This window comes from Labrys methylaminiphilus subsp. lupini, from assembly GCF_051161885.1.
Lineage (GTDB): Bacteria > Pseudomonadota > Alphaproteobacteria > Rhizobiales > Labraceae > Labrys.
This window is the reverse complement of record NZ_JBMDIH010000002.1, coordinates 1,500,248-1,525,663: the sequence shown is the minus strand read 5'-3', so window position 1 is coordinate 1,525,663 and position 25,416 is coordinate 1,500,248. Positions and strand designations below refer to the sequence as shown.

The following is a 25,416-nucleotide window of genomic DNA, read 5'->3' as shown; positions in this document are numbered from 1 at the left end:
TGGACAGGCGCGCGGGTTCGCCGAGTGACGGTGTCGATACGGCCTTAGTTTACCCTGATACCGCAAGGTACAAAGAAAGCGTCACGATGGACAAGGCCGTCGTTGCCAGCACCACACGGCTGGTGATCAGGGCTTGGCGGCCATAGAATTCGGCCAGCATGAAGGGGCCCGTGCCGGTCGGAAGGGCTGCGATAAGGACGGCGATGCGGACCGCATCCGGTTCCAGGCCGAGGATGGGCCCGGCAATCACCCAGGTTGCGACGGGGTGAGCCACCAGCTTCAGCCCGATCAGCAAGGCCTCTACCTTGCGTCCGGCCTCGGCGCCTTTTCCGGCATTGTCCGCCAGGAAAAGGCCGAGCGCAATGAGTGCGCATGGCGAGGCGGCACCGCCGAGCAATTTGAGAAATTGATCGAGTGTCTGAGGAAGTGGCCAACCCGCAACCATCACCACCGCCCCCAGGGCCGGCGCGACCAGCAATGGATTCTTGATCAGCGCGAGCAGCGTCTTCCACGCGATATCCCTTCGGCGCGCCTGGGCCTGAAGGCTGGCCTCGATCAGGACGATGGCAACGGCAAACAGCGCGCAGACAGTCACGATCGTCGCGACCAGGGTTGGAGCCATACCGGATTGGCCGATGACGGCAAGGACCAGTGGGAACCCCATGAAGCCGGTATTGGCGTAACCGGCATTGAGGCCGTCTATCGCCGCATCCGCCAGATGGCTGCCCTGTCTCAGGCGGATCCACAATGCAACGGAGAAGATGAGCACGCAGCCCAGGGCAAAAGCCAGAATGAAGCCGGGCTGCCAGATCTGTACCAAGTCTGCGTTGGCCATGATGTCGAACAACAGGGCAGGCAGCGCGAGATAGACAACGAGCCGGTTCACCTCGCGCGTGGCATGCGGGCCAAGCGCATTGCACCGCCGCGCAAGCCAGCCGGCGAGGATCAGCGCGAAGACAGGCAGGACGATGAGGAGATTGGAAAGCATGGCACGCCGATTGTGGTGTCGCCTTTCATAAAAGAGACGATCGATATAATCCAATCCAATGCGAAGCTATTATCCATGCATTGGAGGTATTAATGGATTCCCGGCAGATGCGGTATTTCGTGGCTCTCGCCGAGACCCTTCACTTCGGCCGGGCAGCTGCGCGAATGCATATGACCCAGCCGCCTTTCAGCCGGCAGATCGCCAATCTGGAGCGCGAACTCGGCGTGCAGTTGGTCGACCGAAACTCGCGCCACGTCACTCTGACCCAGGCGGGGGAAAGATTTCTGGCGGATTCCCGTATGGTGCTGGCCCAGTTCGAGGATGCCTGCCGCGATGCAAGGCTGGTTGCGGAAGGCCAGAAGGGCGAGCTGCGCCTGGGCTTCATGATGCATGCCGCCCATCGCATCGTGCCACAGATCGTCAGTTGCTACGCCGGGCTGAGACCGGACATTCGGATCGTCCTCCTGGAGACGACGCCTGCCGATATCGAGCACAGGCTTCTCGGCGGCGAACTCGACGCGGCCATTACCTTTGCCGGCCGGCCATTTCCGCAGTTGCGGACCGTGCCTGTTATCACGGACCATCTGTGCCTGATCGTTCCGAGGGAGCATCCCTTGGCCGGGCGGGACCGCATCACTCCTCACGATCTGGAAACGGAGGACTTGATCGCTGCGCCCGCAACCGTGGCGCCCACGCTGCGCGAGGCCATCGCGGGTTATTTCGAGAAGGCTGGCATCGTCCCGCGATTTCGCTACGAACCCCAGTTGCAGCACACCATCGTCCGGCTCGTGGCGGCACAATTGGGCGTGGCTCTGGTGCCGGCGTCGATATGCGACGAGGCGGCTGTGGATGTCATACCGAGATCGCTCGCGGCTGCGCCGACATTGAGGGTCGTTCTCTCGGTTCCGGGTGAATCCCGCAATCCGGCCGTTGCGCTCTTGATCGATATCGTCCGAGATTGGAAAGGGTCGCCAGCTGGCAAAAGGCCGGCAACCCGATTGGAGCGCTGAAGGACGCGGTAGGAAACGGCCGGATGCCTGGCACGGCCTTGCAACCGGCATCTGTCACGTCGAGCGACCTATGCCGTCAGGCCGCCTTGCTGTTCGATGAAGGCGACGATGTCGGCGAGCCCAACGCGCCGGCGCATATCGGTGAACACGAAGGGCCGCTTGCCGCGCTGCTTCTCGGTATCGGCGCGCATGATGTCGAGATCGGCGCCGACATGGGGGGCGAGGTCCATCTTGTTGATGATCAGGAGATCGGAGCGGGTGATGCCGGGGCCGCCTTTGCGCGGGATCTTCTCGCCCGCCGCGACGTCGATGACGTAGAGCGTGAGATCGGCGAGGTCCGGCGAAAAGGTTGCAGCCAGATTGTCGCCTCCGGATTCGATGAAGACCACGTCGAGATCGGGAAAACGCCGGCGCATTTCGGCGATCGCCGACAGGTTGATCGAAGCGTCCTCGCGGATGGCGGTGTGGGGACAACCACCAGTCTCGACCCCGATGATGCGGTCCTGGGGAAGCGCCTGCACCCGGTTGAGGATGAGCTCGTCTTCCTTGGTGAAGATGTCGTTGGTGACTACGGCGACCGAATAGCTTTCGCGCATCGCCTTGCACAGCATTTCGGTCAGGGTGGTCTTGCCGGCGCCGACCGGGCCGCCGATGCCCACGCGCAAAGGGCCGTGGTTTGAATGGGGACCTGGACTGACATGAGAGCCTGGGCTGGAAGTCATGAGCGGAAGATCCTCGAATATTGGGTTTCGTGCCGCATCGAGACGATGTCGGACATCAGGGTGCAGGCACCGAGGTCATCGAGCATCGCAAGCGAGGCGCGCCTTGCGGTGGCCAGGATGACCGGCTCGAAGGCCGCGAGCGCCAGCACCCCGTCGCGCTGACCGAGCGGGACCAGCCGGATGGCAGCCTGGATCAGATTGGCGGTAAAGGCGTGAAGGAAGCCGACCAGCGCGTTTTCGAGCCCGATGCCATGGCGCGCGGCCACCCGGCCGATGGCGACGGCATAGGGCATCGGTTCGGGGGGCTCCCCGGTCCAGTGCGCGACGGCTTGCGCGAAAGCCTCGCCCTGCAGCGTGGTTTCGCGATGGCGCTCGCGCGTGCCGGCCATAGCCTCGGCGAGCTCCGCGATATCGGCGCAACTCTCTCCGCGGGAGGTCAAGCGCCAAGCCTGCGCCAAGAGGACGGCATCGTTCCAGCCGGAACCGGCCTGGATGATTGTTGTCAGCCAATCGACCAGCGTGGAGCGATCCTCGATCAACCCGTCATGGACAGCCCGTTCCAGGCCGTGGCTGTAGGCGAAGGCGCCGACGGGAAAGGCCGGCGACAGCCAGCTCAAAAGCCGGACGAGATGCGCCGTCCTATCATTCATGACCGTGCCCATGGCTGTGATGGTGGCCGTGCCCATGCGCATGGTAGGCGCCGTGCACGGGCTGGAAGGCTGCGACCACCTCCCGGACTTCGGCCCCGAGGCCCTCCAACATGGCCCGGATCACGCGATCGCGTTCGATCAGGATGACATCGGCGCCGATTTCGGCAGCGAGATGGCGGTTGCCGAGATGCCAGGCGAGATGGGCGAGCGGGCATTGCCGGCCGGGCCTGACCTCGTAGAGCGCTTCCGGGGAGGCGAGGATGGTGATGGTGCGTCCGTCTTCCAGCACCAGGGCATCGCCGCTGGCGAGCAGCACCGCTTCGGGCAGGTCGATCATGACGATATCGCCCTGATCGGTGATGAGGCGCTTGCGGCGCAGATGACGGCCCCTGTGATCGAGCGTGATGGTGCCGACGGGAAGCCGGCTGTCGTGATGGCAGTGGGAAGTGGCGTGCAGCATGATCAAAACAGGAAATAACGTTGGGCCATTGGCAATTCTGCCGCCGGCGGACAGGTCAGGAGTTCGCCATCGGCGCGGACTTCATAGGTTTCGGGATCGACTTCCATGTGCGGCAGCGCATCGTTCAGGACCATGGAGCGCTTGGAAATGCCGCTGCGCGTGTTCTCCACCGCCGCCATCGGCTTGGCGACGCCGAGCCGCTCCCTCAGGCCGCTGGCGAGCGCGGCTTTGCTGACGAATGTCAAGGAAGAGGCCGCCGGCCCACCACCGAAACTGCCGAACATCGGGCGGTAATGCATCGGCTGCGGCGTCGGAATCGAGGCATTGGGATCGCCCATCGGGGCCGCGGCGATCGTGCCGCCGACCAGTACCATGTCCGGCTTGACCGCGAAGAAGGCCGGATTCCACAAGACGAGATCCGCGCGCTTGCCGATCTCGATGGAGCCGACATAGGCCGACAATCCCTGCGCGATGGCGGGGTTGATGGTGTATTTGGCGATATAGCGGCGCACCCTGAGATTGTCGTTGTCGCCGCTCTCGCCGGGCAGGCGGCCGCGCTGCAGCTTCATCTTATGCGCCGTCTGCCAGGTGCGGATCAGGACCTCGCCGACACGGCCCATCGCCTGGCTGTCGGAAGAAATGATGGAGAAGGCGCCAATGTCGTGAAGGATGTCCTCAGCCGCGATGGTTTCCTTGCGGATGCGGCTGTCGGCGAAGGCGATGTCCTCGGCGATCGCGGGCGAAAGATGATGGCAGACCATCAGCATGTCCAGATGCTCGGCGATGGTATTCTTCGTATAGGGCCGGGTCGGGTTGGTCGAGGACGGCAGCACATTGGGCAGGCCGCACACCTTGATGATGTCCGGCGCATGGCCGCCGCCGGCGCCTTCGGTGTGAAAGGCGTGGATGGTACGCCCCTTGAAGGCGGCGACCGTGTCCTCCACGAAGCCGCTCTCGTTGAGCGTGTCGGTGTGGATCATCACCTGAACGTCGTATTCGTCGGCCACGCTGAGGCAGTTGTCGATGGCGGCCGGTGTCGTACCCCAGTCCTCGTGCAGTTTGAGCGAGCAGGCACCGCCTTCGATCATCTCGACCAGGGCGTCCGGCTGGGAGGTATTGCCCTTGCCGGATAGCCCCAGATTGATCGGGAAGGCGTCGAAGGAGCGTATCATGCGGGCCAGGTGCCACGGCCCGGGCGTGCAGGTGGTGGCGAGCGTGCCGTGGGCGGGGCCCGTGCCTCCGCCCAGCATGGTGGTGACGCCCGACATCAGGGCTTCCTCGATCTGCTGCGGGCAGATGAAATGGATATGGGCGTCGACGCCGCCCGCGGTGAGGATCTTGCCCTCGCCGGCAATGATCTCCGTGCCGGGGCCGATGACGATGGTGATGCCGGGCTGGATGTCGGGATTGCCGGCCTTGCCGATCGCGGTAATCAGGCCGTCCCTCAGGCCGACATCGGCCTTGACGATGCCCCAATGATCGATGATCAGCGCATTGGTGATGACGGTATCGACCGCGCCCGCGGCGCGGCTCGCCTGGCTCTGGCCCATGCCGTCCCGGATCACCTTGCCGCCGCCGAATTTCACCTCCTCGCCGGGAATGGTGAAGTCCTTCTCGACCTCGATGAAAAGCTCGGTATCGGCAAGCCTGACGCGATCACCGACGGTCGGCCCATACATCTGCGCATAGGTGGCGCGTGAAAGAGAAGTGGCCATCACAGCGCTCCCATGATCTTGCCCTGAAAGCCGAAGATCTGACGCCTGCCGCCGATCGCGATCAGCCGCACCTGCCGCTGCTGCCCGGGCTCGAAGCGAACAGCCGTGCCGGCGGGAATGTCGAGCCGCATCCCGCGCGCCGCGTCGCGGTCGAACAGGAGCGCCGCATTGACTTCGAAGAAATGATAGTGGGAGCCGACCTGGATCGGCCGGTCGCCTGAATTGGCGACGACGAGAACGGTCGCCTCCGCGCCGGCGTTCAACATGATATCGCCAGCCATCGGCATGACTTCGCCCGGGATCATGGTCTAGCCTCCCACGATCAAAGCGAGACCGGCGAGGGCAGTCACTCCCCCGGCAAATTGCGTGGCAAACTTGCCGGCCCGGTCACCCGCGATACGGGCGATCCCCGGCCCGAGCAGGATGCCGGCCGCATGCAGCAAGGCCGTTGCCAGGGCAAAGCCGACCAGGAAGGACGTGGCGCTGGCATTGCCCAACTCGCCGCCATGGGCGAAGCCATGGAACAGGGCAAAGAACCCCACCACGACCATGCCGATGGGCGTCGGCACCTTGAACGCCATCATGGCCAGCAGGCCGAGCACCACGACCGAGGCTGATATCGCCGGCTCGATGAAGGGCAAGGGCATGCCGCCAAGGGCTGCGGCAAAGCCGGCCATCATGACGATGACGAAGGTCGTCGGGACCGCCCACAACGCGCGCCCGCCGAGCAGGGCAGCCCACAGGCCCACGCCGACCATCGCCAGCACGTGGTCCGTGCCTGAAAGCGGATGCAGGAAGCCTGTGGAGAAGGAGGCATGTTCGGCCGGGTTGAGATGGGCCAGGGCCGGGGTGGCCCCGAGCACGGCGCCAGGCACGGCGGCGAATGCGACGAGATATTTCTTCATGATCGTTCCTTGGCAGCCTCTAGAGCAAAGCGCTTATCGGATGGGTTCGTGCACGGTGACCAGCTTGGTTCCGTCCGGAAAGGTCGCTTCCACCTGCACGTCGTGGATCATCTCGGCGATACCCGGCATGACCTGCTCGCGCGTCAGCACATGTGCGCCCGCTTCCATGAGTTCGGCGACCGAGCGGCCATCCCGCGCGCCCTCGACCACGAAGTCGGTGATGAGGGCGATCGCCTCGGGGTGATTGAGCTTGACGCCGCGTTCGAGGCGCCGGCGGGCAACTATCGCCGCCATGGCAATGAGGAGCTTGTCTTTTTCGCGGGGCGTGAGGTTCATGCGAGTTCCGGAGGTTAGAGGTGCCACACTTTCGGCAGCGGGCGGTCGGCGAGCAGATAAGAAAGGACAGGCTCGAGGCGATGTCGGAGCGCTAGGCTGTCCTGAGCCAGGAGGCGGACGACGAGCTTGCCGTCCCAGGCGCTGGCACCGCCATGGCCGCCGATGATCTCGCGCACCTGTTCGATCCGTTCCTCCGGCTCCGGGCAAACGGCGAGAACCGTGGCCATGGCCTGCTGCCCGCCCAACGCCGCGGCAGTGGCAAGGCGCCCGGCGATATCGCCCTCGATGCGGAAATCCTCCGCGAAGATCAGCCTGCCGTTGCGACGGATGCGCCAGCGATCGCGCAGGACACCGCTGCGGACGACTTCGCCCATGGCGGCGCGCCCGAACAGCGCCGCCTCGACGGCGAGAAGTTCGGCGCCATCGGCCAGATCGGCCTCGAGGCAGCGGACAAGACGGCCGCCGTCGAACAGAATGGTTTCCTGCGGCAGCCAGGCGAGGCGAGCGCCGGCCTCGACGACCAGCCGGTTGACCACCACCGCATCCTCGCCCGTCGAGCGGTAGATGCGTTCGCAGGCCTGGGTGGTGATGGTGGCCGAGCATGCCCGCCGTGCCACGATTTCGAAGGAGAGGTTGTCGCCGCCGGTCAGGCCGCCAGCCGTGTTGATGAGGATCGCCTCTGGCTCCGCGCCGGGCAGCGGTCGCGGCAACCGCGCCTTGGCGCATCCTTCCTGATAGAGGGTCTCGAGCCTGGTGGCCCCGGCGCGTCGGCGAAAGGCCAGGCGCGCGACTCCCTCGGCCCGTTCGAGACGGAGCGGAGCCTTCCTGAGGTCAGAGCAGGAGATGTCGGCGTACATCGGGCTTGTCCAGGTCGGCGGCGTCGCCGGAAAAGACGATCTCGCCGCGATCCATGATGACGACACGATCGGCGAGTTCGCGGGCGAAATCGAGATATTGCTCGACCAGAAGGATAGTCATGCCCATCTTATCGCGCAGGAATGCGATGGCCCGGCCGATATCCTTGATCACGGAGGGTTGGATCCCTTCCGTCGGCTCGTCGAGCAGCAAAAGCTTGGGCCGGGTCACCAGCGCCCTGCCGATGGCAAGCTGCTGCTGCTGGCCACCTGAAAGGTCGCCGCCCCGGCGCTGCAGCATCTGTGCGAGCACCGGGAACAGGTCGAATATATGGGCTGGAATGCTGCGATCGGCTCGTTTAAGCGGAGCAAAGCCGGTCTGCAGATTCTCCTTCACCGTCAGCAGGGGAAAGATCTCGCGGCCCTGGGGCACGAGGGCGATGCCGAGCCTGGCCCTGTCATGGGCGGGGCTGCGGCCGAGTACTTTGCCCTCGAAGCTGATGGAACCGGCGCTCGACCGATGCTGCCCGGCGATGGTGCGCATCAGGCTGGTCTTGCCGACCCCATTGCGGCCGAGAATACAGGTGACCTTGCCGGCCTCGGCTTGCAAGGACACGCCGCGCAGCGCCTGGGCCGCGCCGTAATGCAGGGTCAGATCCCTGACGGACAGCATCATGACCCTCTATCTCCCCAGATAGACTTCGACGACCCGCGGATCCGCCGAGACATGGTCGAACCGCCCCTCCGACAACACGCTGCCCTCGTGCAGGCAGGTCACCTTCACCCCGAGCTCGCGTATGAAATGCATGTCGTGCTCGACAACGACCACCGAATGCGAGCGGGCGATCTGCCTGAGGAGGTCACCGGTCTGCGCCGTTTCGGCGTCGGTCATGCCGGCTACGGGCTCGTCGATGAGCAGGAGCTTGGGGTTCTGGGCCAGCAGCATGCCGATCTCCAGCCATTGCTTCTGGCCGTGCGACAGCCCGGCCGCCTTGTCGCCCCGCCGCTGTTCGAGACGGACGGTGGCGAGGATCTCGTCGATGCGCTCCGCCTCGGATCGCGAGCGCTGGTCGAACAGGGCAGCGAAGATGCCGCGCCTGCCCTTGAGCGAGAGGGCGATATTGTCCTCGACCGTATGGGTCTCGAACACGGTCGGCTTCTGGAACTTGCGGCCGATGCCGAGATTGGCGATGTCCGTTTCATCGAGCTTGGTCAAATCATGTTCGCCGTCGAAGAAGACCTCGCCGGTATCGGGACGGGTCTTGCCGGTGATGATGTCCATCATCGTGGTCTTGCCGGCCCCGTTCGGACCAATGATGGCGCGCATCTCGCCAGGTTCCAGGATGAGCGAGAGATTGTTGATGGCCTTGAAGCCGTCAAAGCTGACGCTGACGCCGTCGAGATAGAGAATGCTTTGCGGTTGCTGGCTCATGAGGCCGCTTCCTCCGCGGCTTCGCTTTGGGCGGGCGCAAGCGCCTTGCTCGCGGGGGCCTTGCGAGCGGACCAGGATCGACGCCAATGCGCGAAGGCGCCGACCAGGCCCTTCGGCAGCAGGAGAGGCATGGCGACGAACAGGGCGCCGAGGGCGAACAGCCACAAATCGGGCAGGGCGGCGGTGAACCAGCTCTTGGCCCAGTTGACGCTCACCGCGCCGATTACCGGCCCGATCAGGGTGCCGCGGCCGCCGATGGCGGTCCAGATCACCACTTCGATCGAATTGGCCGGCGAGAACTCGCCGGGGTTGATGATGCCAACCTGCGGGACATAGAGCGCGCCGGCGATGCCGGCCATCACCGCCGAGAAGGTGAAGGCGAACAGCTTGATGTTCTCCGGCCGCCAGCCGAGAAAGCGGGAGCGATATTCGGCATCGCGCACGGCGACCATGAGCTTGCCGAGCTTGGAGGCGGTGATCATGGCGGTGAGCGCGACGAACAAGGCCAGCATCAGGGCGCTGGCGGCGAACAGGGCCGCGCGCGTGCCCGGCGCCTGCAGGGAAAAGCCGAGCAGATCCTTGAAATCCGTCAGCCCGTTATTGCCGCCGAAGCCCATGTCGTTGCGGAAGAAGGCAAGCATGAGGGCATAGGTCATCGCCTGGGTGATGATCGACAGATAGACGCCGTTGACGCGGCTGCGGAAGGCGAACCAGCCGAAAGCGAAGGCGAGCAGGCCGGGTACGGCCATCGCCATCAGTGCGGCGAACCAGAACCGGTCGAAGCCGTACCAGAACCAGGGCAGTTCCTGCCAGTTCAGGAACACCATGAAGTCGGGCAGGACGGGATTGCCATAGACGCCGCGATCGCCGATCCCGCGCATCAGATACATGCCCATGGCATACCCGCCCAGCGCGAAGAAGGCGCCGTGGCCGAGCGATAGAAGGCCGCAATAGCCCCAGACGAGGTCGAGGGAGAGGGCGAGCAGGGCGTAGTTGAGATATTTGCCGAGCAACGCCACGAGATAGGCGGGAACGTGGAAGGCGCTGTCTGCCGGTACCGCCAGGTGAAGGACCGGCACCAGCACGGCCGCCGCCACGAGAAGGGCGACGAGGATGGAGAGGCGACGGTCGAGCCCGTTCTTGAGCAGGGTTGCGAGGATCATGCTTCCACCGCCCGTCCCCTCTGCGCGAACAGGCCACGCGGGCGCTTCTGGATGAAGAGGATGATGAAGACGAGCACGATGATCTTGCCGAGCACCGCGCCGGCATAGGGTTCGAGGAATTTGTTGGCGATGCCGAGCGTCAGCGCGCCCAGGAGCGTGCCCCACAGATTGCCGACGCCGCCGAACACCACGACCATGAAGGAATCGATGATGTAGCCTTGGCCCAGATTGGGAGAGACATTGCCGATCTGGCTGAGGGCGACGCCGGCGATGCCGGCGATACCGGAGCCGAGGCCGAAGGTCAGTGCGTCGATCTTCGGCGTGCGGATGCCCATCGAGGAGGCCATGCGCCGGTTCTGGGTGACGGCACGCATCTGCAAGCCCCAGCGGGTGCGATTGAGGATGAGGCGCAGGGCGATGAACACGGCGATCGAGAAGGCGAAGATCCACAGCCGGTTGGCGGTGATGTTCAGTTCGCCCACGCTGAAGCTGCCGGACATCCAGCCGGGATTGGAGACCTCGCGATTTGTCGGCCCGAAGATCACGCGCACGCCCTGCTGCAGGATCAGCGAAACGCCCCAGGTCGCCAGCAGGGTTTCGAGCGGCCGGTCGTAGAGAAAGCGGATGATGCCGCGCTCGATGACGACGCCGACGGCGCCGGCGACCAGAAAAGCCAGGGGCAGGGCGATCAGCAGGGATATGTCGATGAGACCAGGCGCATAGGCGCGCACCGCCTCCTGCACGACGAAGGTGGTGTAGGCGCCGATCATCACCATCTCGCCATGCGCCATGTTGATGACGCCGAGCACGCCGAAGGTGATGGCAAGGCCGATGGCGGCCAGCAGGAGCACCGAGGCCAGCGAGACGCCGTACCAGACGTTCTCCGCCAGATCCCACATTTTCAAGCGCGCATCAATGGCGCGGATACCGGCGGTGGCCTCGTCCTTCAAGGTTCCGTCGGCACCGGCCTCGAAGCGGCCGAGCAGCGTGGCAGCTTCACGCGTGCCGAGCGAGGCGACGAGCCCGATGGCCGCGCTCTTGTCGGCCTGGGGCCTGTCGGAGAACAAGGTCGCGGCAGCGCGCGCGGTCTCCAACCGGGTCTTGACGGTGGCATCGGTCTCCTTGCCGATGGCGTTGTCGAGGGCCGTGAGCGCGCTGGGATCAGGGGTCTGGATCAGGGTAGCGGCGGCCGTGAGGCGCGCCGCCTTGTCGCTGGAGGCGAGCGTGAGCGAGCCGCTCGCTTCCCTTATCGCCCGCCTGATGGCGTTGTTGACCTTGATCCTGACGAGTTCGCCCTTGCCTGCGGTCCCCTGCCCCGTACCGGTGACCGGATCGGCGACCGCAAGCGGATCGCCGGTACCCGAGGCGATCAGGATCGCCTTGTCGGATTGACGCCAGTAGAGATTGCCGTCCGCCAGCGCCGCGAGCGGGCGGGCCGCCAGGGCATCGCCGCTCCCGGCCAGGTCACGCACCACCGCCTCGACCTGCTGGAAATTTCCTGCGCCGGCCAGCTTGGCAAGGCTGGCCCGTATGCCGGCTTCATCGGCATGGACGAGGCCGGGCATGAGGAGGCAGGCCCACAGGGCCAGGATGAGGAAACGACACCCACGCATGGCGGAGCGCAACCGGAGACGGGAGGGTTTGCGGGACAGCATGCCGGAGCCTAGTTCGTGCCCTGGCCGCCGCACTTGCCGGTGGCGACGTTGAAATTGCCGCAGGAAAGCGGCTTGCGCCAATCGGCGATCAGGTCCTTGGAATCAGGCAGGTAATCGGACCATTCATCGCCCACCAGCAGCCCCGAACTCTGCCAGACGGTCTGCATCTGGCCGTCGGCCTGGATCTCGCCGATCAGCACCGGCTTGGTGATGTGATGATTGGGCATCATAGTCGAATAGCTGCCCGAAAGGTTGGGCACCGATACGCCGACGATGGCGTCGATCACCGCGTCGGGATCGGTGGTGCCGGCTTTCTCCACCGCCTTCACCCACATGTTGAAGCCGATATAATGCGCTTCCATCGGATCGTTGGTGACGCGCTTGTCATTCTTGGTGAAGGCGCGCCAGGTCTTGATGAACTGGGCATTGGCCGGGGTATCGACCGACTGGAAATAGTTCCAGGCGGTGAGGTGGCCGACCAGCGGCCCGGTGTCGAGGCCGGCCAGTTCCTCCTCGCCCACCGAAAAGGCCACGACCGGAATGTCCTCGGCCTTGATGCCCTGATTGGCGAGTTCCTTGTAGAAGGGCACGTTGGCATCGCCGTTGATGGTGGAGATGACGGCGGTCTTCTTGCCGGCCGAACCGAATTTCTTGATGTCGGAGACGATGGTCTGCCAGTCCGACTGGCCGAACGGAGTGTAGTTGACCATGATGTCGTCCTTGGCCACGCCTTTGGACTGCAGATAGGCCTGCAGGATCTTGTTGGTGGTCTGGGGGTAGACGTAATCCGTCCCCGCCAGCACCCAGCGCTTCACGCCTTCCTGCTGCATCAGATAGTCGACGGCCGGGATAGCCTGCTGGTTCGGCGCCGCGCCGGTGTAGAAGACGTTGCGCTCGCTCTCCTGGCCCTCATATTGCACCGGGTAGAACAGCAGGCCGTCGAGCTCCTTGAACACGGGCAGGACGGATTTGCGGCTGACCGAGGTCCAGCAGCCGAACACCGCCGCCACCTTGTCCTTGCCGAGAAGATCCCGGGCCTTCTCGGCGAAAAGCGGCCAGTTCGAGGCGGGATCGACCACCACGGCTTCCAATTTGTGCCCGAGCACGCCGCCTTTCTTGTTCTGCTCCTCGATCAGCATCAGCATGGCGTCCTTGAGCGTGGTCTCGGAAATCGCCATGGTGCCGGACAGCGAATGCAGGATGCCGATCTTGATGGTGCCTTCTTCGGCCCTGGCAGCACCGCAGATGATCAACATCGCGGCAATGCCGCCCGACAGGCTATGACCAAGTCTTCCAAGCTTCGACATGACGCCTTCCCCTTGCTTCTTGTTGGATCCCGTGGGGCTCCTGCAAGCGGCGTGCCAATCGGGCGAAAGACCGTTCTCGGAAGGCACAGGGCGTGGCGATCGGGTTTTCGGGGCTGGCAGGTGGGGCTGGCGCCCATCGATGATGGGGCGAAATTTTATGCATGCCTAACGATTAGGCGAATTGCTGCCTTTGGAAGCTCACCTCCTGGGTCGGGTGTTGTCGTATGGAATGCTCGTAAGCTGTGTCCGCCCGTGCGGGACCGGTCGAAGGTTTCATCGGATAGGCAGGCAAGCCGGACCGATCGGCTCGAAGGCCTTGTAGGTGAGAATGAATTCCTGATGGCCGAGCGCTTCCGATTTCGTCATCGCGCCCGACGCCACGTCCTGGATCAGTGCGAGGATTTCGTCGCCGACCTCGTCCAGCGAGGCGCGCCCTTCCAGGATACGGCCGGCATCGACATCCATGTCTTCGGCGAGGCATCGATAGGTATCGGGATTGGCGCAAATCTTGATGACTGGTGACAGCGCCGAGCCGGAGACGGAGCCGCGTCCTGTGATGAAGAGCACGAGGTGAGACCCCGAGGCGATCAACTCGACGATCTCCGCATTGTCGGAAATATTGGGAAAGCCGAACCGCACCGGTCCGTCAGGCACGACGTCCATCAGATAGAGCCCGCCACGAGGAGGGACATCGCCCGGCTTGATCAGGCCGGAGATGGGCGAGGAGCCCGACTTGGCGTAGGCCCCCATCGATTTTTCCTCGATGGTGGACAGGCCCCCATCCGCGTTGCCCGGTGCGAAACTGCCATAGCCGAGCGTGGCGTAATACTGCGCCGCCTTCGCCACGGCCCCGCGCAAGGCATCGCCGAGGGCCGGCGTAACGGCGCGCGCGGCCATGATCTCCTCGCAGCCGATGAGTTCGCCCGTCTCCTCGAAGATGCAGGTGGCACCGGCCTTGACCAGCCGATCGAAGGCGCGTCCGGCCGCGGGATTGCCGGTCAGGCCGCTGGTGCCGTCCGAGCCGCCGCAAACCGTGCCGATGACCAACTCGTCGAGAGCCATGGGAACGGTGGGTTGGCCTGCCAATATGTCGACCTGCCGTGCGACCCAGGCGCGCCCAGCCTCGAGCGTGCTGCGCGTGCCGCCGCTGGTCTGGATGGTCAGCGTCTCCACGGGCCTGCCGCTCGACGCGATTGTCTCGGCAAGCGCATATTTGTTGAAGCTCTCGCAGCCCAGCGACAGCAGCAGCACGGCGCCGACATTGGGATGGGTGCAAAGCTGCTCCATCATGCGCTGGGCATAGGCGTTGGGAAAGCAGCCCGGAAAGCCGATCAGGTGAACGGGCTGGTCGGGAAAGCGCTGCACGATTTCCCGTGCCACATGATGAGCGCATTCCACCAGATAGGCGACCGCGACGACATTGCGGATGCCTTTGCGCCCGTCATTGCGAAGATAGCCTTTCATCACTCTGCCTCTGTCGCTGGCGAGCCGATGACGTGGGTCGCCGTATAGTCGCTCTTTATATTGTGGAGATGCACATGCTCGCCCGGCGCAATGGGCCGGATGGCCGAGCCGATCGGCGCACCGTATTTCATGATCTTCTCGCCCGGCGCGATGACGCGACAGGCGATCTTGTGGCCGCGCTGCACCGCCCCGGCCAGCGTAAACGCCTGCCCGTCCAGTATCAGCACGGCCTTGGCTTCAAGGCCTTCACGCGCCACGACGACATTGTCGAGTGGCGAGAGGTGGAGCAGGCGAGGGTCCAGTTGCATGGTTGTGGCCTCACATCACGCCAAAGGTCGCCATCGCTTCGCAGGCGCTCATGCCATTGCGGATCGCCACGGCCACCTGGTTCTCCGTCGAGGCCTTTTCGAGCGCGCGGGCGATGGCTTCATCCTCCGCTTCGCGCGGAATGATCAGGACGCCTTCGCGATCGCCGAAGACGAGATCGCCCGGAGCCACGCGGATGCCTTCGATCTCGATCGCGGTGCGAAAATCGATGACCTTGCCGCGAACGCCCTGATCCTGCGCGTAGACGCCGCGGCAGAAGGTGGGAAATCCCAGCGCCTCGATGTCGGCCGCATCGCGCACATAACCGTTCAGCACGGCTCCCGCGGCCTTGAGATGGGTGGCGCGCGTCGACATCAGCCCACCCCAGAGGGCATAGCGCAGGGACGAGCCGGAGGCGACGTAGACCTCGCCCGGCTTCAGATCGTCGAGCGCCTCGAGCATGATGCCGAACGGCTTGCTGGCGAGCGGGCCGGCCGAAAGCTCGGTTCCCTCGGCGAAGATGTCGGCCTCCAGCACCGGCATGGCGCGCCCGACGATGCGCATCGGCTGCTGCAGCGGGCCGATGGTCGCCGGCAGGAACTGCTTGCGCAGTCCCATGACGTCGAGGACGTCGCCGACCACCGCCGTGAACAACCGTTCCTTGAGCAGCGCGAAGGTTTCCTCGTCGCTGCGCTTGGTCGCGATCGGCATGGACTTTCTCCTTATCAAAAACCAACCAGGGCGCCGCCGTCCACCACGAGCGTCTGCCCGGTGACGTAGCTGGCGGCAGGCGAGGCCAGGAAAACGCAGGCCCAGCCGATTTCTTCCGGCGTGCCGACCCGGTTCATCTGGATGCGGCCGAGGATCTTGGCCCGGCGCTGCGGATCGTTATCGGTGGCCTTGCGATAGAGTGGCGTATCGATCCAGCCGGGCGCCACGCCGTTGACGCGCACCCCGCGGGCCGCAAATTCCGCCGAAAGCCCGCGCACGGCGCCAAGCAGGGCAGACTTGGCCACGGTGTAGCCCATCACGAAGGGCTGGCCGATGAAGGACGTCATGGAAGCGGTGAAGATGACGTTGCCGGTGCCGCGCCGGGCCTGGCCGGCGATCACGGCGCGGGTGAGCTCCAACGCACCGCGCAAATGCACGTCGAGCACTTGGTCGATCTCGGCCAGGGATGTCTCCTCGAAGGGCTTCTTGATGGTGTTGCCAGCATTGTTGACCAATATGTCAATTTTCCCATGCCGCGCCTCCACGCCGGTGGCGAACGCGGCCAGGGTGTCGACCTGGGCCAGATCCACCGCTTCGCAGGCCGCGCCGTCAATGGTGGCGGCGGCCTCCGAGAGCACATCAGCGCGCCGGCCTGCCAGGATGACCTTGGCGCCCGCCGCACCCATCGCCTGGGCGATGGCGAGGCCGAGGCCCGAGCCACCGCCGGTGATGAGCGCGGTCTTGCCCGCCAATCCGAAAGCCTGCTGCAGATTCATCGCGCCACCACCACCTTCAGACTGTCCCGGTTGCCGTCCCAGAAGGGCAGGGCGTCTTCCGCCTGCTCGAAAGGAATGATGCGCGAGATCAGCGCATCGGCTTCATCGCCGATGCCTTCGAGCCAGGCGATCACGGCGCGGAAGTCCTCGATCGTCGCGTTGCGCGATCCCCTGATGTCCAGCTCCTTCAGGTTGAAGAGCTGAGTGTCGTAGGTCACCGGCGCCTTGGAATAGCCGACATAGACGACGCGCCCGGAATAGCCGGCAAGGGCGATGCATTGGGTGAAGGTCGCGGGCAGGCCGACAGCCTCGATGGCGATGTCCGCGCCGTCATCCCCGGTCAGGGCCGAGACCTCGGCAACCACGTCCCGCGCGCTGGCATCGATGACATGGGTCGCGCCGAAACGCCGGGCGAGGGCGAGCTTTTCCGCACTCATGTCGACCGCGATGACCTCGGCGCCACGGGCGACGGCGGCGATCAGGGCGCCCATGCCGATCATGCCGCAGCCGAGCACGACGACGCGTTCACCCGCGTTCACCCGGCCCCGCCTCACGGCGTGAAAGCCCACCGAAAGCGGCTCGACCAGGGCCAGATGCCGCGGTGCCAGCGTGTCGTTGAGGATCAGCTTGCCGGCGGGTAGCACGATCTCCTCGGCCAGCCCGCCATCCTGCTGTACTCCGAGGGTGCGGTTGTAGCGGCAGGCATTGGTGCGGCCTTTACGGCAGGAGGCACAGTAGCCGCAATGGGTGTAGGGCATGACGATAACGCGCTTGCCGGCCGCGAAGTCCGGTGGCACGCCTGCGCCCGTTGCGATGATTTCGCCGCCGATTTCATGGCCGGGTATCCGGGGTAGCTGCACCAGCGGATTGAGCCCGCGATAGGTGTTGAGGTCGCTGCCGCACAGGCCGACATGGCGCACGGCAATGCGCACCTCGCCAGCGCCTTCCACCGGGGCAGCCACGTCATGGAAACGCGTGCGCCCTTCGCTTTCGATCATCAGCGCTTTCATGTCAGTTGAGCATTTCTGCCGGCAGATCGGCACCGATATATTTCTTGTAGATGGCGTTGAGCTTGCCGTTGCGCAGATTGGTATGAACCCACTCGTTCACCGCGGTGCGCAACGCCTCGTCGTTCTTTCGCAGGCCGATGGCATAGGGGAAGACGCGCAGGACATATTTGATTTCGTAAGGCGCGTCGGGTGCGCGGGTATTGGCGGTCTGCATGATGCCCGGCGACGTCGCCATGATGTCGATCTGGCCCGATACCAATGCGGTGACGAGGGTGGCATCGTCCTCAAAGCGCACAATCTCGGCGCCGGTGCCCCGCGAGGTGAGTTCCTTGTCGTTGGAGCTGCCTCGCGTGGTGCCGACACGCAGGCCTGAGAGCGAGGCGTCGTCCTTGATCGCTATCTCCTTCTTGGCCGCAATCACCGACTGGATCACGCCATAGGGATCGGAGAAGTCGATGACCTTCTTGCGCTCCTCCGTGACACTGAAGCTGGCGATGACCATGTCGGCCTTGCCCGTCAGCAGGAAGGGAATGCGGTTGGGGCTGGTGACCTGCACGATGTCGAGGTCGAAGCCCATGTCGCTGGCCAGCAATTGGGCCGTCTCCACATCGGAACCCGACGGCTTCATGGCTGCATCGATCGTACCATAGGGCGGGGAGCCCAGATCGAGTGCGATCATCAGCTTCTTGCGACTGCGGATGTTGTCGAGCGTATCGGCACGCACCGCGGCCGGTGCAAACAGCATGGCGGCGCCCGCCAGCAAAAATTGCCTACGTTTCATGTCGTTTCCCTTGCCTTTCTTGTTTTCAAAGCTCGCCGGCGATGAAGTCGCGCAACTCCGGCGTGACAGGATTGGCCAGTTGGCTGCCGGACAGTTGCTCCCAGACCTGGCCTCGATGCATGTAGATGACGTTGGTTGCCACGCGGCGGGCAAAGCCCATTTCATGGGTGACGAGGATCATGGTCATGCCGCCGCGCGCGAGATCTTCCATCACCTTCAGGACTTCGCCGGTGAGTTGGGGATCGAGGGCCGAGGTGACCTCGTCGAACAGCATCACCTTGGGCTGCATCGCCAGCGAGCGGGCGATGGCGACACGCTGTTGCTGGCCGCCCGAGAGCTGCTCGGGATAGTGATCGGCCTTGGCCTCCAGTCCCACCTTGCGCAGGCAGTCGCGTGCCAGTTCGCGCGCCGCGGATTTCGACAGGGACTTCACGCAGACCGGTGCGAGCATGATGTTCTGTTCGGCGGTCAGGTGGGGGAACAGATTATAGCTTTGGAAGACGATGCCGACGTCGCGGCGCAATGCACGCTTGTCGAGCGCCGGGCTGTGGACCTGATGGCCGCAGACATCGATCGTGCCGGATTGAATGACCTCCAGGGCATCGATGCAGCGCAGCGCCGTCGACTTGCCCGAGCCGGACTGCCCGATGATGGCGACGACTTCGCCACGGCCGACTTCGAAGGAAATGCCCTTCAGCACCTCGACGGCGCCGAAGCTCTTGTGAACGTTGGCGAGCTTAACGACGGCCGACATTGAGCCTCCTCTCCAGCCCTCGGCTCCAGACCGAGAGCGGATAGCAGATGATGAAATAGAACAGCGCGACGCAGATGAAGACGGCGAAGGGCTGGAAGGTCGAATTGTTGATCAGCTTGCCCGCCTGGCTGAGCTCAACCAGGCCGACGACCGAAGCGAGCGAGGTGTTCTTGACGATCTGGACCAGGAAGCCGACGGTGGGAGCCGTGGCGATGCGCATCGCCTGTGGCAGGATCACCCGGCTCATGCGCTGCCAGCGCGTTAGCGCCAGGCACTCGGCTGCCTCCCACTGCGTCTTCGGCACGGACTGGATGCAGCCGCGCCAGATCTCGCCCAGGAAGCCGGAGGCGTAGATGGTCAGGCCGGCACCGGCGGCGGCGAGGGCCGGCAGTTGATCCAGCCCGAAGATCGCCAGTCCGAAATAGATCAGGAAGAGAAGGATCAGCAGAGGCGTACCCTGCACGATCTGTACATACAGGCCGGCGAGCGCGCGCAGGATCCGGCTGTCGGAAATGCGCGCCAGCGCAACGGCGAAGCCGAGAATGCCTCCGCCGACGAAGGCGAGCGCCGAAAGCGCCAGCGTCCAAAAAGCGGCCTGCAGCAGGAAGACGAGATGATAGAGCCCGAAACTTGGCATGTTACAGCGATGTCCCCAATCGGCGCTTGCGCGGGAAGATCAGCATGCCGAACGCCCAGAAGGCGCCGCGCACGACGAAGGAAAGCAACAAATAGAGCAGGGCGGTGACGATATAGGTTTCGAAGCTGCGGAAGGTGTCGGACTGGATACGGCCGGTGACGGCAGTCAGCTCTTCGGCCGAGATCTGTGAGGTGATGGAGGAGGCCAGCATCAGCAGCACATATTGGCTGGTCAGAGCCGGATAGACCCGTTCGACCGCGGGACGCAGGATGACGTGCCAATAGGTCTGGCGACGGGATAGGCCCAGGCAATCGGCGGCCTCGATCTGTGCCTTGTGCACGGATTCGATGCCGGCGCGCATGATCTCGCAGGTGTAGGCCGTGATGTTCACCACCAGGGCGATGACGGCGGCGAGATTGGCGGAAAGGTGGATGCCGAGCACTGCAATCCCGAAATAGATCAGGAAGATCTGTACCAGCAACGGGGTGTTGCGGATCGCCTCGACATAACCGCCGACGATACGCTGCAGCCAGGGTGCGCCATCAGCCCGGGCGATGGCGCAGAGCGTGCCGCCCACGAAGCCGAACAATGTCGACCAGGCGGAAAGCTGGAGCGTAAGCCACACCCCTTGTGCGAAGTCCCGCCAATAGGGCAGCAGTGCTGTGAAATCGAACTGATAGCTCATGCAGTGCGCGCGTGGCGCCCTCTGATCTGACGTTGCCTGCCCGGATGGATCTGCTGGCAGCGCCCAAAGGCGCGGTGCCCTGATCCCATCATTCTTGAAGGGGCGTGATGCCCTTGACCGCGACGATGGTCGCGCAGTAGGTTGGCGTCAATTGGTTTTAAATGTCTAATAAACCAAGGTGCATGCTTTGCGGTCGAAGAGCGTCTACAAGAAAGCCTATAATCACCTGCTCCAGCGCTTGTCGGATCCTGCGATCAGGTGCCTGGATGGCCCCGAGGCACGGCTCGCCCAGGATTTGCAGATCAGCCGCACGACGCTGCGAGCCGTGCTGCGGGACCTGCAGCATGCCAGGATCCTGGGGGAGCGCGAGGTTTTGCGCCGCCCGCGACCGGTCGACTACTTCCCGGAAGAAGAAACCGAGCAGCGTTCCGCCCAGGTCGAGCGCGCCTTCATGGAATGGATCCTGCGCGCCGACATCCGTCCGGGCAATCCGATCAACGTTGCCCAGCTCTCGCGCGAGTTTGGCGTCTCGACGACGGTGATCCGCCAATATCTTCAACAGATGCGCCATTACGGCCTGCTCGCGCAGCGGCCCAACAGCACCTGGATCTTTCGCGGTATCACCACCGACTTTGCCGCCGAACTTTCGGAAATCCGCGAGTTGTTCGAGCTGCGCTCGGCCCGCAAGGTCGCGACGCTCCCCCCCGAGGCGCCGATCTGGGCCGAACTCAGGGCAATCCGAGAGGATCATGTGGCCCTGTTGGCCGTGGCGGAGACCCGGTTCCACGACTTCTCGGCCCTAGACGAGACGCTGCATCGCCTGATCTACGATGCTTCCGAGAACCGCTTCGTCGTCGAGTTCTACCAGATCATCTCGATCATCTTCCACTATCATTATCAGTGGAACAAGGTGGACGAGAAGGCCCGCAACATTGCAGCGATCCATCAGCATCTCGACTATATCGATGCTCTGCTCAGCCGGGATGTCGATACCATCGAGCGCACTTGCCGCGCCCATCTCGCTGCCGCCCGCGAGACAATGCGCCTGTCCATTGGCGACAACGTCCCACCTCTGTCCCTCTCCGGCGACAGGTGACACGCACGGGCAGGACAAGGGCTCGGCTACCATTGCGTTGGTCAGGGCGGGAAACCGGAAAAACCATCCCTGTTCCCTTTACTGCCACGTCCGGTTGACGCGTGCGCATCTCATCATCAACCATCGACCGACGGTAATCGTTCCGATGATCCTCGGTCATGCTTGTCGTTGCCGGCCTTTCCGATCCAGGATTGGCCGCCAGTTTGATCGTGTATCGCCTGCCAATGCGGGTCGAGAGGTCATCGATGCCCCGCAGAACGCAACCGCCTCGGCCGAACGCGCCTTCATCCGAAAGGGCTGACCGGTCCTCGGGGGGATCCGGTGTCGGTGGCCTTCTCCTGGTCATCGAATATCAGGATGCCGCCGGTCGCCGGCAGTTTCGGCCTGTTACGCTCTGGTCGGTCAAGCCGGGGCGGGACGGCATTCCCCGGCTTCTCGGCTACAGCCATGATCGAGATGATCTGCGCTCTTTCCGCCTCGACAGGATCGTGTCGATCGCCGACGCGGATGGCGTGCTCCAGGAACCCCTGGATGCGTTCTATCGGGAGGTGCTCGGACTGTCTTGGCAGCAGCCGCCGCCAGCCGCCTCTGGCGATGAACGGGGAGGGGAACGCTGGGACGTGATCCGCAGGGTCGCGCGGGAGAACGGCCTCGTGCTCGCCGTCTCGGTGGCGAGGGCCGACCTGCAAATGTCGGGCGAGGAAGTGATGATCATGCTCGACCATGTCACAGCTTGCTGTGCCGCCCAGGGCATCGACTTGAATCCGGACGAGATCGAGCGGGCTCGCCAATGGATTCGGCGCATGCGGCCGTCGGCCGATGCCGCAAGAACGAGTTTACACGAGCTTGAAGCGGCCGCACTGGCTACGAGGAAGAGGGTGATCGAGGTTTGCCTAGCGGTGGCTGACAGCGACGGTTTTCGCCATCATCGGGAATTGGCGCTCATCGACGAATTCTCGCGCGCGCTTCTCGGGGAAAGTGTCCTGCCGAACCGCCCTTTCACGCCCGACGGCTCTTGATCGTGTTGGCGAACAGAATCGGCCAGTGACGAATCCCGGTCCAGATCACGACATTGGCGTGGACTCGGTGCTGATCGAAGCGAAGGGGCTTGGAGGTACCAGGCATCAATATTGCTTAATTGGCGACGAGCTTCCGTCGATCGGGAGATCAGCAGCAGCAGGCGGGGTGATGGATCTCGGAGGGCATAGAGAACGACATTGTCGCCGTTCGAGCCAAGGGCAAGCGGCCGGGCCGCACGCCCTCGATACGAGAAAGGGCGATGGCGGTAAAACTCTCGGGGGGAACGCCCCAATAGACAGAGGACGCAAAACAGCTTGGTCTCGACCGCTCCATCGTTTATCGCGAAATGCGTCGTCAGGACCTCATCTCCTTCCTACGGGGTGTAAAGGAACCGAAAACGATCTGGCGCCGCCGGATCTCGGTCAACCACGTGGACTGGAGGCCAAGTCCATTGCCAAACGCCGATGCCCGGCGCGCGGGAGAATTGGATCCGCCCGCGGGTGCCTTCAACGGCTACGCACCGCCAGGATCCGGCAATGCGCGCCCGGTCCACGCCGTGACCGCGCAACGCCGCGGCGAGAACGGCGATCGTGTCGTAGCCCTCGAAGGCGACGAAGGAGGGAGCTTCGGCCAGCCGTTCGCGCAGGGCCGTCTCGATGCGGGTGCCGAGCGGGCCGAGGCGCTCGGGCAGATAGCGCAAGAACGGGATGGCGGTGCCCTCGTCACCCAGCAACCTCGCCCATTCGGCGAACTCCGGTTGCCCGGCCGGAGCACCGATCATCATCGTGGCGAGACGTTGATCGCGGCGAACGGCCTTGACGATCGACACGGCCGGCTCCGGATACCCGACCAGCAAAAGCAGGGCTGTTGCGCGCATGTCGGCGAGTTTGTCGCACATCGCAGCGGGGATAAGCGAGTGCATGTCGAGTTCGATGACGGTGACGCCGCGTGGAGACAGATAGTCTCGCAGAATGCGGGCTCCGGAGGCCCAATAGACACTTGGCTGGGCTGCTACGGCGATCCGACTGTGGCCTGCGCCGAGGAGAAAGTCTGCATAGACCTGCCAGCCGTGGGACTGTGCCGGGGCGAGGCGCGCGATCCCGTGTATCGGCTGTTCGGTGAGTGCGTCGAGAACCGCAGACGAGCAGAGAAACGGCAGGCCGAGGGCATCGGCCCTGCCCGCCGCGGCGCGAGCGGCCACGCTGTGATACTCCCCCACCAGGGCAGCCACGCCCAAGCGGTCCAATTCATCGACCGCCGCCACGCTTCGTTGCGGGTCAGCCGCTGTATCTCGGACCAGCAGTTCGAGCGGCCTTCCGGCGATCCCGCCGGCCGCATTGACCTCGCCAACGGCCAATTCGAGTCCGGCAAGCAAATGCCGGCCTGCCTCGACCCAGCCAGGCCGGCTTAGCGGAACCAAGGCACCGATCTGCACGGTCGAGCCGTCAACTGGCCCCACGCCAGGCGGAGATGGCGACGTGTTCATGCCTTGACCTCTCCTGACGTGATGGGGTGCCGTTCCGCAATCTCCGACCAAAGCGTCCATGCGGCTTGAGGACAACCACATACAGCTGCGAATTCGAGGGGGACAGGAACAGTTTCAGACAATTCCGCCGATCTGTATGGTCAAGGCAAGCCATACGGTAATTTCGATCTTGCCCGCTGAGCGTTCGTCTGCGCCAGAAACGCTTCAATGGTTCTCGCGCAGCTTTTTGACGTCTTCCGCTGTCAGCTTGGACTCCTGATTGCCCCAGGTCTGGCGCATCCAGTTCACCAGATCAGCCAGGCTGCGATCGTCGAGCTGATGGCCGAAGCCCGGCATCGGCTGCATGCGCTCCAGCCCGGGAAAGCGCTGCGCCGGAATGCCGTCGACCACAGCACGCACGAGATTGCGCGCGCTGGTCAATCGCAGGGTCGCATTGGTGGCGAGTGGCACCACGACATGCGGGATGCCCTGGCCCTCGGCGCCATGGCAGCCCGAGCAGAGCGCGAGATAGGTCGGCTTGGCCGAAGCCGTGACCTCGGGCGCCACCGAGATCGCGGGCGATGGTGTCGGCGTCTGTCCTTTCGAGGCGTCGTCGAGATCGAAAAGATAGGCCGACAAGGCGTTGAGGTCGTCAGGCGTCATATATTGCGTGGAGAAATGTACGACCTCGAACATCTGGCCGGTCATCGCGCCCTGTGCCGAGAGGCCCGATTTCATGAAAGTAGCGAGCACTGGCGAGGTAAACCCCATGCGCTCGAGGCCATTCCTGGTGATGTCTGGCGCGTGCGCGCCCTCGATGACCGAACCCTGGAGATAAGCATCCTTCCTCATGCCCTGCAGCACATTGCGCGGCGTGTGGCATTCCCCGCAATGGGCAAGCGCATCGGTCAGATAACGCCCGCGATTCCAGACGGGAGAACGTGCCGGATCTGCCGTCGAGACATCGGAGGACAGGTTGACGAGATTCCAGACCGTCAAGGTCTGGCGGATGTTGAATGGGAAGTTCAGCTCGTTCTTCTTGTTCTCGACCTTCATCGGTTCGCGCGTCATCAGAAAGGCATAGACCGCATCGACATCCTCGGCTGTCATCTTGCGGTAGGACGCATAGGGCATCGCCGGATAAAGGTGGCCTTGCTTGCCTACCCCGTCGCGCACGGCCCGATGGAATTCCGCACGCGTCCAATTACCGATGCCATTGTCCTTGTCAGGCGAGATGTTGGTTGCATAGATCGTGCCGAACGGGGTCTGGAAAGGCAGGCCGCCGGCCCAGGGCGCGCCGCCCTTGGCCGTGTGGCAGGCATAGCAGTCGGCCGCAACGGCGACATAGGCGCCCCGCTTGGCGAACGTCTTCATCTCATCGGCCGTAAGCGGCTGCTCAATATCCTTGGCAACCACGCTTTTTTCGAACAGGCTCAGCAAGATCGCACTTGCGACGGCCGCCCCCAGCACGATTCCGCCGGCGATCGTCCAGAGCAGTTTTCTCATCATGGCTG

The 25,416-nt window shown here is 64.1% G+C and carries 28 protein-coding genes; 3 read left to right on the top strand and 25 right to left on the bottom strand.

Annotated features, from left to right (window positions below; translation table 11 throughout):
- Nucleotides 1-49: 49 nt before the first annotated feature.
- Entirely contained in the window at nucleotides 50-988 is a 939-nt protein-coding gene (locus ACN6KF_RS32660; RefSeq protein WP_434961033.1) for an AEC family transporter, read from the bottom strand.
- A 92-nt stretch (nucleotides 989-1,080) separates the two neighbouring features.
- Here ACN6KF_RS32660 and ACN6KF_RS32655 point away from each other — a divergent pair, with 92 nt between their 5' ends.
- Complete coding sequence (locus ACN6KF_RS32655) at nucleotides 1,081-1,998, top strand: LysR family transcriptional regulator (protein ID WP_434961032.1); 918 nt, start codon at nucleotides 1,081-1,083, stop codon at nucleotides 1,996-1,998.
- Between the two features lie 68 nt (nucleotides 1,999-2,066).
- Here the strand turns inward: ACN6KF_RS32655 and ureG are convergent, their stop codons facing one another.
- The 22 genes from ureG to ACN6KF_RS32545 form a co-directional block, all read right to left on the bottom strand.
- Nucleotides 2,067-2,720: an urease accessory protein UreG gene (gene ureG, locus ACN6KF_RS32650; protein WP_434961031.1), complete on the bottom strand. Its 654-nt coding sequence runs from the start codon at nucleotides 2,718-2,720 to the stop codon at nucleotides 2,067-2,069.
- The gene (locus ACN6KF_RS32645) at nucleotides 2,717-3,406 is read right to left on the bottom strand and encodes an urease accessory protein UreF (RefSeq protein ID WP_434961369.1); all 690 of its coding nucleotides are present in this window, start codon (nucleotides 3,404-3,406) and stop codon (nucleotides 2,717-2,719) included. The genes ureG and ACN6KF_RS32645 overlap by 4 nt, the downstream gene beginning before the upstream one ends.
- On the bottom strand, nucleotides 3,363-3,830 hold the full coding sequence (locus ACN6KF_RS32640) for an urease accessory protein UreE (protein ID WP_434961030.1): 468 nt from the start codon (nucleotides 3,828-3,830) through the stop codon (nucleotides 3,363-3,365). The genes ACN6KF_RS32645 and ACN6KF_RS32640 overlap by 44 nt, the downstream gene beginning before the upstream one ends.
- Before the next feature lie 2 nt (nucleotides 3,831-3,832).
- On the bottom strand, nucleotides 3,833-5,545 hold the full coding sequence (gene ureC / locus ACN6KF_RS32635; RefSeq protein ID WP_434961029.1) for an urease subunit alpha: 1,713 nt from the start codon (nucleotides 5,543-5,545) through the stop codon (nucleotides 3,833-3,835).
- Nucleotides 5,545-5,850 carry an urease subunit beta gene (locus ACN6KF_RS32630; RefSeq protein ID WP_434961028.1) on the bottom strand — a complete coding sequence of 102 codons (306 nt, stop codon included), beginning with the start codon at nucleotides 5,848-5,850 and terminating at the stop codon, nucleotides 5,545-5,547. The genes ureC and ACN6KF_RS32630 overlap by 1 nt, the downstream gene beginning before the upstream one ends.
- Nucleotides 5,851-5,853: 3 nt before the next feature.
- Nucleotides 5,854-6,450, bottom strand: a complete 597-nt coding sequence (locus tag ACN6KF_RS32625) for a HupE/UreJ family protein (RefSeq protein WP_434961027.1) — start codon at nucleotides 6,448-6,450, stop codon at nucleotides 5,854-5,856.
- 33 nt (nucleotides 6,451-6,483) lie between these two features.
- On the bottom strand, nucleotides 6,484-6,786 hold the full coding sequence (locus ACN6KF_RS32620) for an urease subunit gamma (protein WP_434961026.1): 303 nt from the start codon (nucleotides 6,784-6,786) through the stop codon (nucleotides 6,484-6,486).
- A 14-nt stretch (nucleotides 6,787-6,800) separates the two neighbouring features.
- Entirely contained in the window at nucleotides 6,801-7,643 is an 843-nt protein-coding gene (locus tag ACN6KF_RS32615; protein WP_434961025.1) for an urease accessory protein UreD, read from the bottom strand.
- Nucleotides 7,618-8,313 carry an urea ABC transporter ATP-binding subunit UrtE gene (urtE, locus tag ACN6KF_RS32610; RefSeq protein WP_434961368.1) on the bottom strand — a complete coding sequence of 232 codons (696 nt, stop codon included), beginning with the start codon at nucleotides 8,311-8,313 and terminating at the stop codon, nucleotides 7,618-7,620. Before urtE ends, ACN6KF_RS32615 begins: the two co-directional genes overlap by 26 nt.
- Nucleotides 8,314-8,322: 9 nt before the next feature.
- Nucleotides 8,323-9,072, bottom strand: a complete 750-nt coding sequence (gene urtD, locus ACN6KF_RS32605) for an urea ABC transporter ATP-binding protein UrtD (RefSeq protein ID WP_434961024.1) — start codon at nucleotides 9,070-9,072, stop codon at nucleotides 8,323-8,325.
- A complete protein-coding gene (gene urtC / locus ACN6KF_RS32600) occupies nucleotides 9,069-10,232 on the bottom strand; it encodes an urea ABC transporter permease subunit UrtC (protein WP_434961367.1) in 1,164 nt (387 codons plus the stop codon). The genes urtD and urtC overlap by 4 nt, the downstream gene beginning before the upstream one ends.
- Nucleotides 10,232-11,848, bottom strand: a complete 1,617-nt coding sequence (urtB, locus tag ACN6KF_RS32595; RefSeq protein WP_434961023.1) for an urea ABC transporter permease subunit UrtB — start codon at nucleotides 11,846-11,848, stop codon at nucleotides 10,232-10,234. Before urtB ends, urtC begins: the two co-directional genes overlap by 1 nt.
- Nucleotides 11,849-11,898: 50 nt before the next feature.
- Complete coding sequence (gene urtA, locus ACN6KF_RS32590; protein WP_434961366.1) at nucleotides 11,899-13,146, bottom strand: urea ABC transporter substrate-binding protein; 1,248 nt, start codon at nucleotides 13,144-13,146, stop codon at nucleotides 11,899-11,901.
- Nucleotides 13,147-13,470: 324 nt separating this feature from the next.
- Entirely contained in the window at nucleotides 13,471-14,661 is a 1,191-nt protein-coding gene (locus ACN6KF_RS32585) for a UxaA family hydrolase (RefSeq protein ID WP_434961022.1), read from the bottom strand.
- Entirely contained in the window at nucleotides 14,661-14,969 is a 309-nt protein-coding gene (locus ACN6KF_RS32580) for a UxaA family hydrolase (RefSeq protein ID WP_434961021.1), read from the bottom strand. The genes ACN6KF_RS32585 and ACN6KF_RS32580 overlap by 1 nt, the downstream gene beginning before the upstream one ends.
- Nucleotides 14,970-14,979: 10 nt before the next feature.
- Nucleotides 14,980-15,678 (bottom strand): RraA family protein, encoded by a 699-nt coding sequence (locus tag ACN6KF_RS32575; protein ID WP_434961020.1) that lies wholly within the window; start codon nucleotides 15,676-15,678, stop codon nucleotides 14,980-14,982.
- A 14-nt stretch (nucleotides 15,679-15,692) separates the two neighbouring features.
- Nucleotides 15,693-16,454: an SDR family NAD(P)-dependent oxidoreductase gene (locus ACN6KF_RS32570; RefSeq protein WP_434961019.1), complete on the bottom strand. Its 762-nt coding sequence runs from the start codon at nucleotides 16,452-16,454 to the stop codon at nucleotides 15,693-15,695.
- On the bottom strand, nucleotides 16,451-17,452 hold the full coding sequence (locus tag ACN6KF_RS32565; RefSeq protein WP_434961018.1) for a zinc-binding alcohol dehydrogenase family protein: 1,002 nt from the start codon (nucleotides 17,450-17,452) through the stop codon (nucleotides 16,451-16,453). Before ACN6KF_RS32565 ends, ACN6KF_RS32570 begins: the two co-directional genes overlap by 4 nt.
- Nucleotides 17,453-17,465: 13 nt before the next feature.
- Nucleotides 17,466-18,245 (bottom strand): transporter substrate-binding domain-containing protein, encoded by a 780-nt coding sequence (locus ACN6KF_RS32560; RefSeq protein WP_434961017.1) that lies wholly within the window; start codon nucleotides 18,243-18,245, stop codon nucleotides 17,466-17,468.
- A 25-nt stretch (nucleotides 18,246-18,270) separates the two neighbouring features.
- Nucleotides 18,271-18,999, bottom strand: coding sequence for an amino acid ABC transporter ATP-binding protein (locus tag ACN6KF_RS32555; RefSeq protein WP_434961016.1), 729 nt, complete (start codon nucleotides 18,997-18,999; stop codon nucleotides 18,271-18,273).
- Nucleotides 18,983-19,636 (bottom strand): amino acid ABC transporter permease, encoded by a 654-nt coding sequence (locus ACN6KF_RS32550; protein WP_434961015.1) that lies wholly within the window; start codon nucleotides 19,634-19,636, stop codon nucleotides 18,983-18,985. The genes ACN6KF_RS32555 and ACN6KF_RS32550 overlap by 17 nt, the downstream gene beginning before the upstream one ends.
- A gap of 1 nt (nucleotide 19,637) precedes the next feature.
- Nucleotides 19,638-20,321, bottom strand: coding sequence for an amino acid ABC transporter permease (locus ACN6KF_RS32545; RefSeq protein WP_434961014.1), 684 nt, complete (start codon nucleotides 20,319-20,321; stop codon nucleotides 19,638-19,640).
- A 187-nt stretch (nucleotides 20,322-20,508) separates the two neighbouring features.
- Here ACN6KF_RS32545 and ACN6KF_RS32540 point away from each other — a divergent pair, with 187 nt between their 5' ends.
- Nucleotides 20,509-21,417 (top strand): GntR family transcriptional regulator, encoded by a 909-nt coding sequence (locus tag ACN6KF_RS32540; protein WP_434961013.1) that lies wholly within the window; start codon nucleotides 20,509-20,511, stop codon nucleotides 21,415-21,417.
- A gap of 245 nt (nucleotides 21,418-21,662) precedes the next feature.
- A complete protein-coding gene (locus ACN6KF_RS32535; protein ID WP_434961012.1) occupies nucleotides 21,663-22,436 on the top strand; it encodes a tellurite resistance TerB family protein in 774 nt (257 codons plus the stop codon).
- Nucleotides 22,437-22,810: 374 nt separating this feature from the next.
- Here the strand turns inward: ACN6KF_RS32535 and ACN6KF_RS32530 are convergent, their stop codons facing one another.
- On the bottom strand, nucleotides 22,811-23,923 hold the full coding sequence (locus tag ACN6KF_RS32530) for an ABC transporter substrate-binding protein (RefSeq protein WP_434961011.1): 1,113 nt from the start codon (nucleotides 23,921-23,923) through the stop codon (nucleotides 22,811-22,813).
- 204 nt (nucleotides 23,924-24,127) lie between these two features.
- Complete coding sequence (locus ACN6KF_RS32525) at nucleotides 24,128-25,411, bottom strand: cytochrome c (RefSeq protein WP_434961010.1); 1,284 nt, start codon at nucleotides 25,409-25,411, stop codon at nucleotides 24,128-24,130.
- Nucleotides 25,412-25,416: the final 5 nt, after the last annotated feature.

What these genes read in the sequence shown, in the direction of transcription:
- ACN6KF_RS32645 (WP_434961369.1), bottom strand. Translation starts at nt 3,406, where the DNA reads ATGGGCACGGCCACCATCACAGCCATGGGCACGGTCATGAATGATAGG.
- ACN6KF_RS32560 (WP_434961017.1), bottom strand. Translation starts at nt 18,245, where the DNA reads ATGAAACGTAGGCAATTTTTGCTGGCGGGCGCCGCCATGCTGTTTGCA.
- ACN6KF_RS32630 (WP_434961028.1), bottom strand. Translation starts at nt 5,850, where the DNA reads ATGATCCCGGGCGAAGTCATGCCGATGGCTGGCGATATCATGTTGAAC.
- ACN6KF_RS32615 (WP_434961025.1), bottom strand. Translation starts at nt 7,643, where the DNA reads ATGTACGCCGACATCTCCTGCTCTGACCTCAGGAAGGCTCCGCTCCGT.
- ACN6KF_RS32555 (WP_434961016.1), bottom strand. Translation starts at nt 18,999, where the DNA reads ATGTCGGCCGTCGTTAAGCTCGCCAACGTTCACAAGAGCTTCGGCGCC.
- ACN6KF_RS32530 (WP_434961011.1), bottom strand. Translation starts at nt 23,923, where the DNA reads ATGAACACGTCGCCATCTCCGCCTGGCGTGGGGCCAGTTGACGGCTCG.
- urtA (WP_434961366.1), bottom strand. Translation starts at nt 13,146, where the DNA reads ATGTTGATCATCTGCGGTGCTGCCAGGGCCGAAGAAGGCACCATCAAG.
- ACN6KF_RS32545 (WP_434961014.1), bottom strand. Translation starts at nt 20,321, where the DNA reads ATGAGCTATCAGTTCGATTTCACAGCACTGCTGCCCTATTGGCGGGAC.
- ureG (WP_434961031.1), bottom strand. Translation starts at nt 2,720, where the DNA reads ATGACTTCCAGCCCAGGCTCTCATGTCAGTCCAGGTCCCCATTCAAAC.
- ACN6KF_RS32585 (WP_434961022.1), bottom strand. Translation starts at nt 14,661, where the DNA reads ATGAAAGGCTATCTTCGCAATGACGGGCGCAAAGGCATCCGCAATGTC.
- ureC (WP_434961029.1), bottom strand. Translation starts at nt 5,545, where the DNA reads ATGGCCACTTCTCTTTCACGCGCCACCTATGCGCAGATGTATGGGCCG.
- ACN6KF_RS32565 (WP_434961018.1), bottom strand. Translation starts at nt 17,452, where the DNA reads ATGATCGAAAGCGAAGGGCGCACGCGTTTCCATGACGTGGCTGCCCCG.
- ACN6KF_RS32525 (WP_434961010.1), bottom strand. Translation starts at nt 25,411, where the DNA reads ATGATGAGAAAACTGCTCTGGACGATCGCCGGCGGAATCGTGCTGGGG.
- ACN6KF_RS32570 (WP_434961019.1), bottom strand. Translation starts at nt 16,454, where the DNA reads ATGAATCTGCAGCAGGCTTTCGGATTGGCGGGCAAGACCGCGCTCATC.
- ACN6KF_RS32580 (WP_434961021.1), bottom strand. Translation starts at nt 14,969, where the DNA reads ATGCAACTGGACCCTCGCCTGCTCCACCTCTCGCCACTCGACAATGTC.
- ACN6KF_RS32575 (WP_434961020.1), bottom strand. Translation starts at nt 15,678, where the DNA reads ATGCCGATCGCGACCAAGCGCAGCGACGAGGAAACCTTCGCGCTGCTC.
- urtE (WP_434961368.1), bottom strand. Translation starts at nt 8,313, where the DNA reads ATGCTGTCCGTCAGGGATCTGACCCTGCATTACGGCGCGGCCCAGGCG.
- urtD (WP_434961024.1), bottom strand. Translation starts at nt 9,072, where the DNA reads ATGAGCCAGCAACCGCAAAGCATTCTCTATCTCGACGGCGTCAGCGTC.
- urtB (WP_434961023.1), bottom strand. Translation starts at nt 11,848, where the DNA reads ATGCGTGGGTGTCGTTTCCTCATCCTGGCCCTGTGGGCCTGCCTCCTC.
- ACN6KF_RS32660 (WP_434961033.1), bottom strand. Translation starts at nt 988, where the DNA reads ATGCTTTCCAATCTCCTCATCGTCCTGCCTGTCTTCGCGCTGATCCTC.
- ACN6KF_RS32655 (WP_434961032.1), top strand. Translation starts at nt 1,081, where the DNA reads ATGGATTCCCGGCAGATGCGGTATTTCGTGGCTCTCGCCGAGACCCTT.
- ACN6KF_RS32535 (WP_434961012.1), top strand. Translation starts at nt 21,663, where the DNA reads ATGCCCCGCAGAACGCAACCGCCTCGGCCGAACGCGCCTTCATCCGAA.
- ACN6KF_RS32640 (WP_434961030.1), bottom strand. Translation starts at nt 3,830, where the DNA reads ATGCTGCACGCCACTTCCCACTGCCATCACGACAGCCGGCTTCCCGTC.
- ACN6KF_RS32625 (WP_434961027.1), bottom strand. Translation starts at nt 6,450, where the DNA reads ATGAAGAAATATCTCGTCGCATTCGCCGCCGTGCCTGGCGCCGTGCTC.
- ACN6KF_RS32620 (WP_434961026.1), bottom strand. Translation starts at nt 6,786, where the DNA reads ATGAACCTCACGCCCCGCGAAAAAGACAAGCTCCTCATTGCCATGGCG.
- ACN6KF_RS32550 (WP_434961015.1), bottom strand. Translation starts at nt 19,636, where the DNA reads ATGCCAAGTTTCGGGCTCTATCATCTCGTCTTCCTGCTGCAGGCCGCT.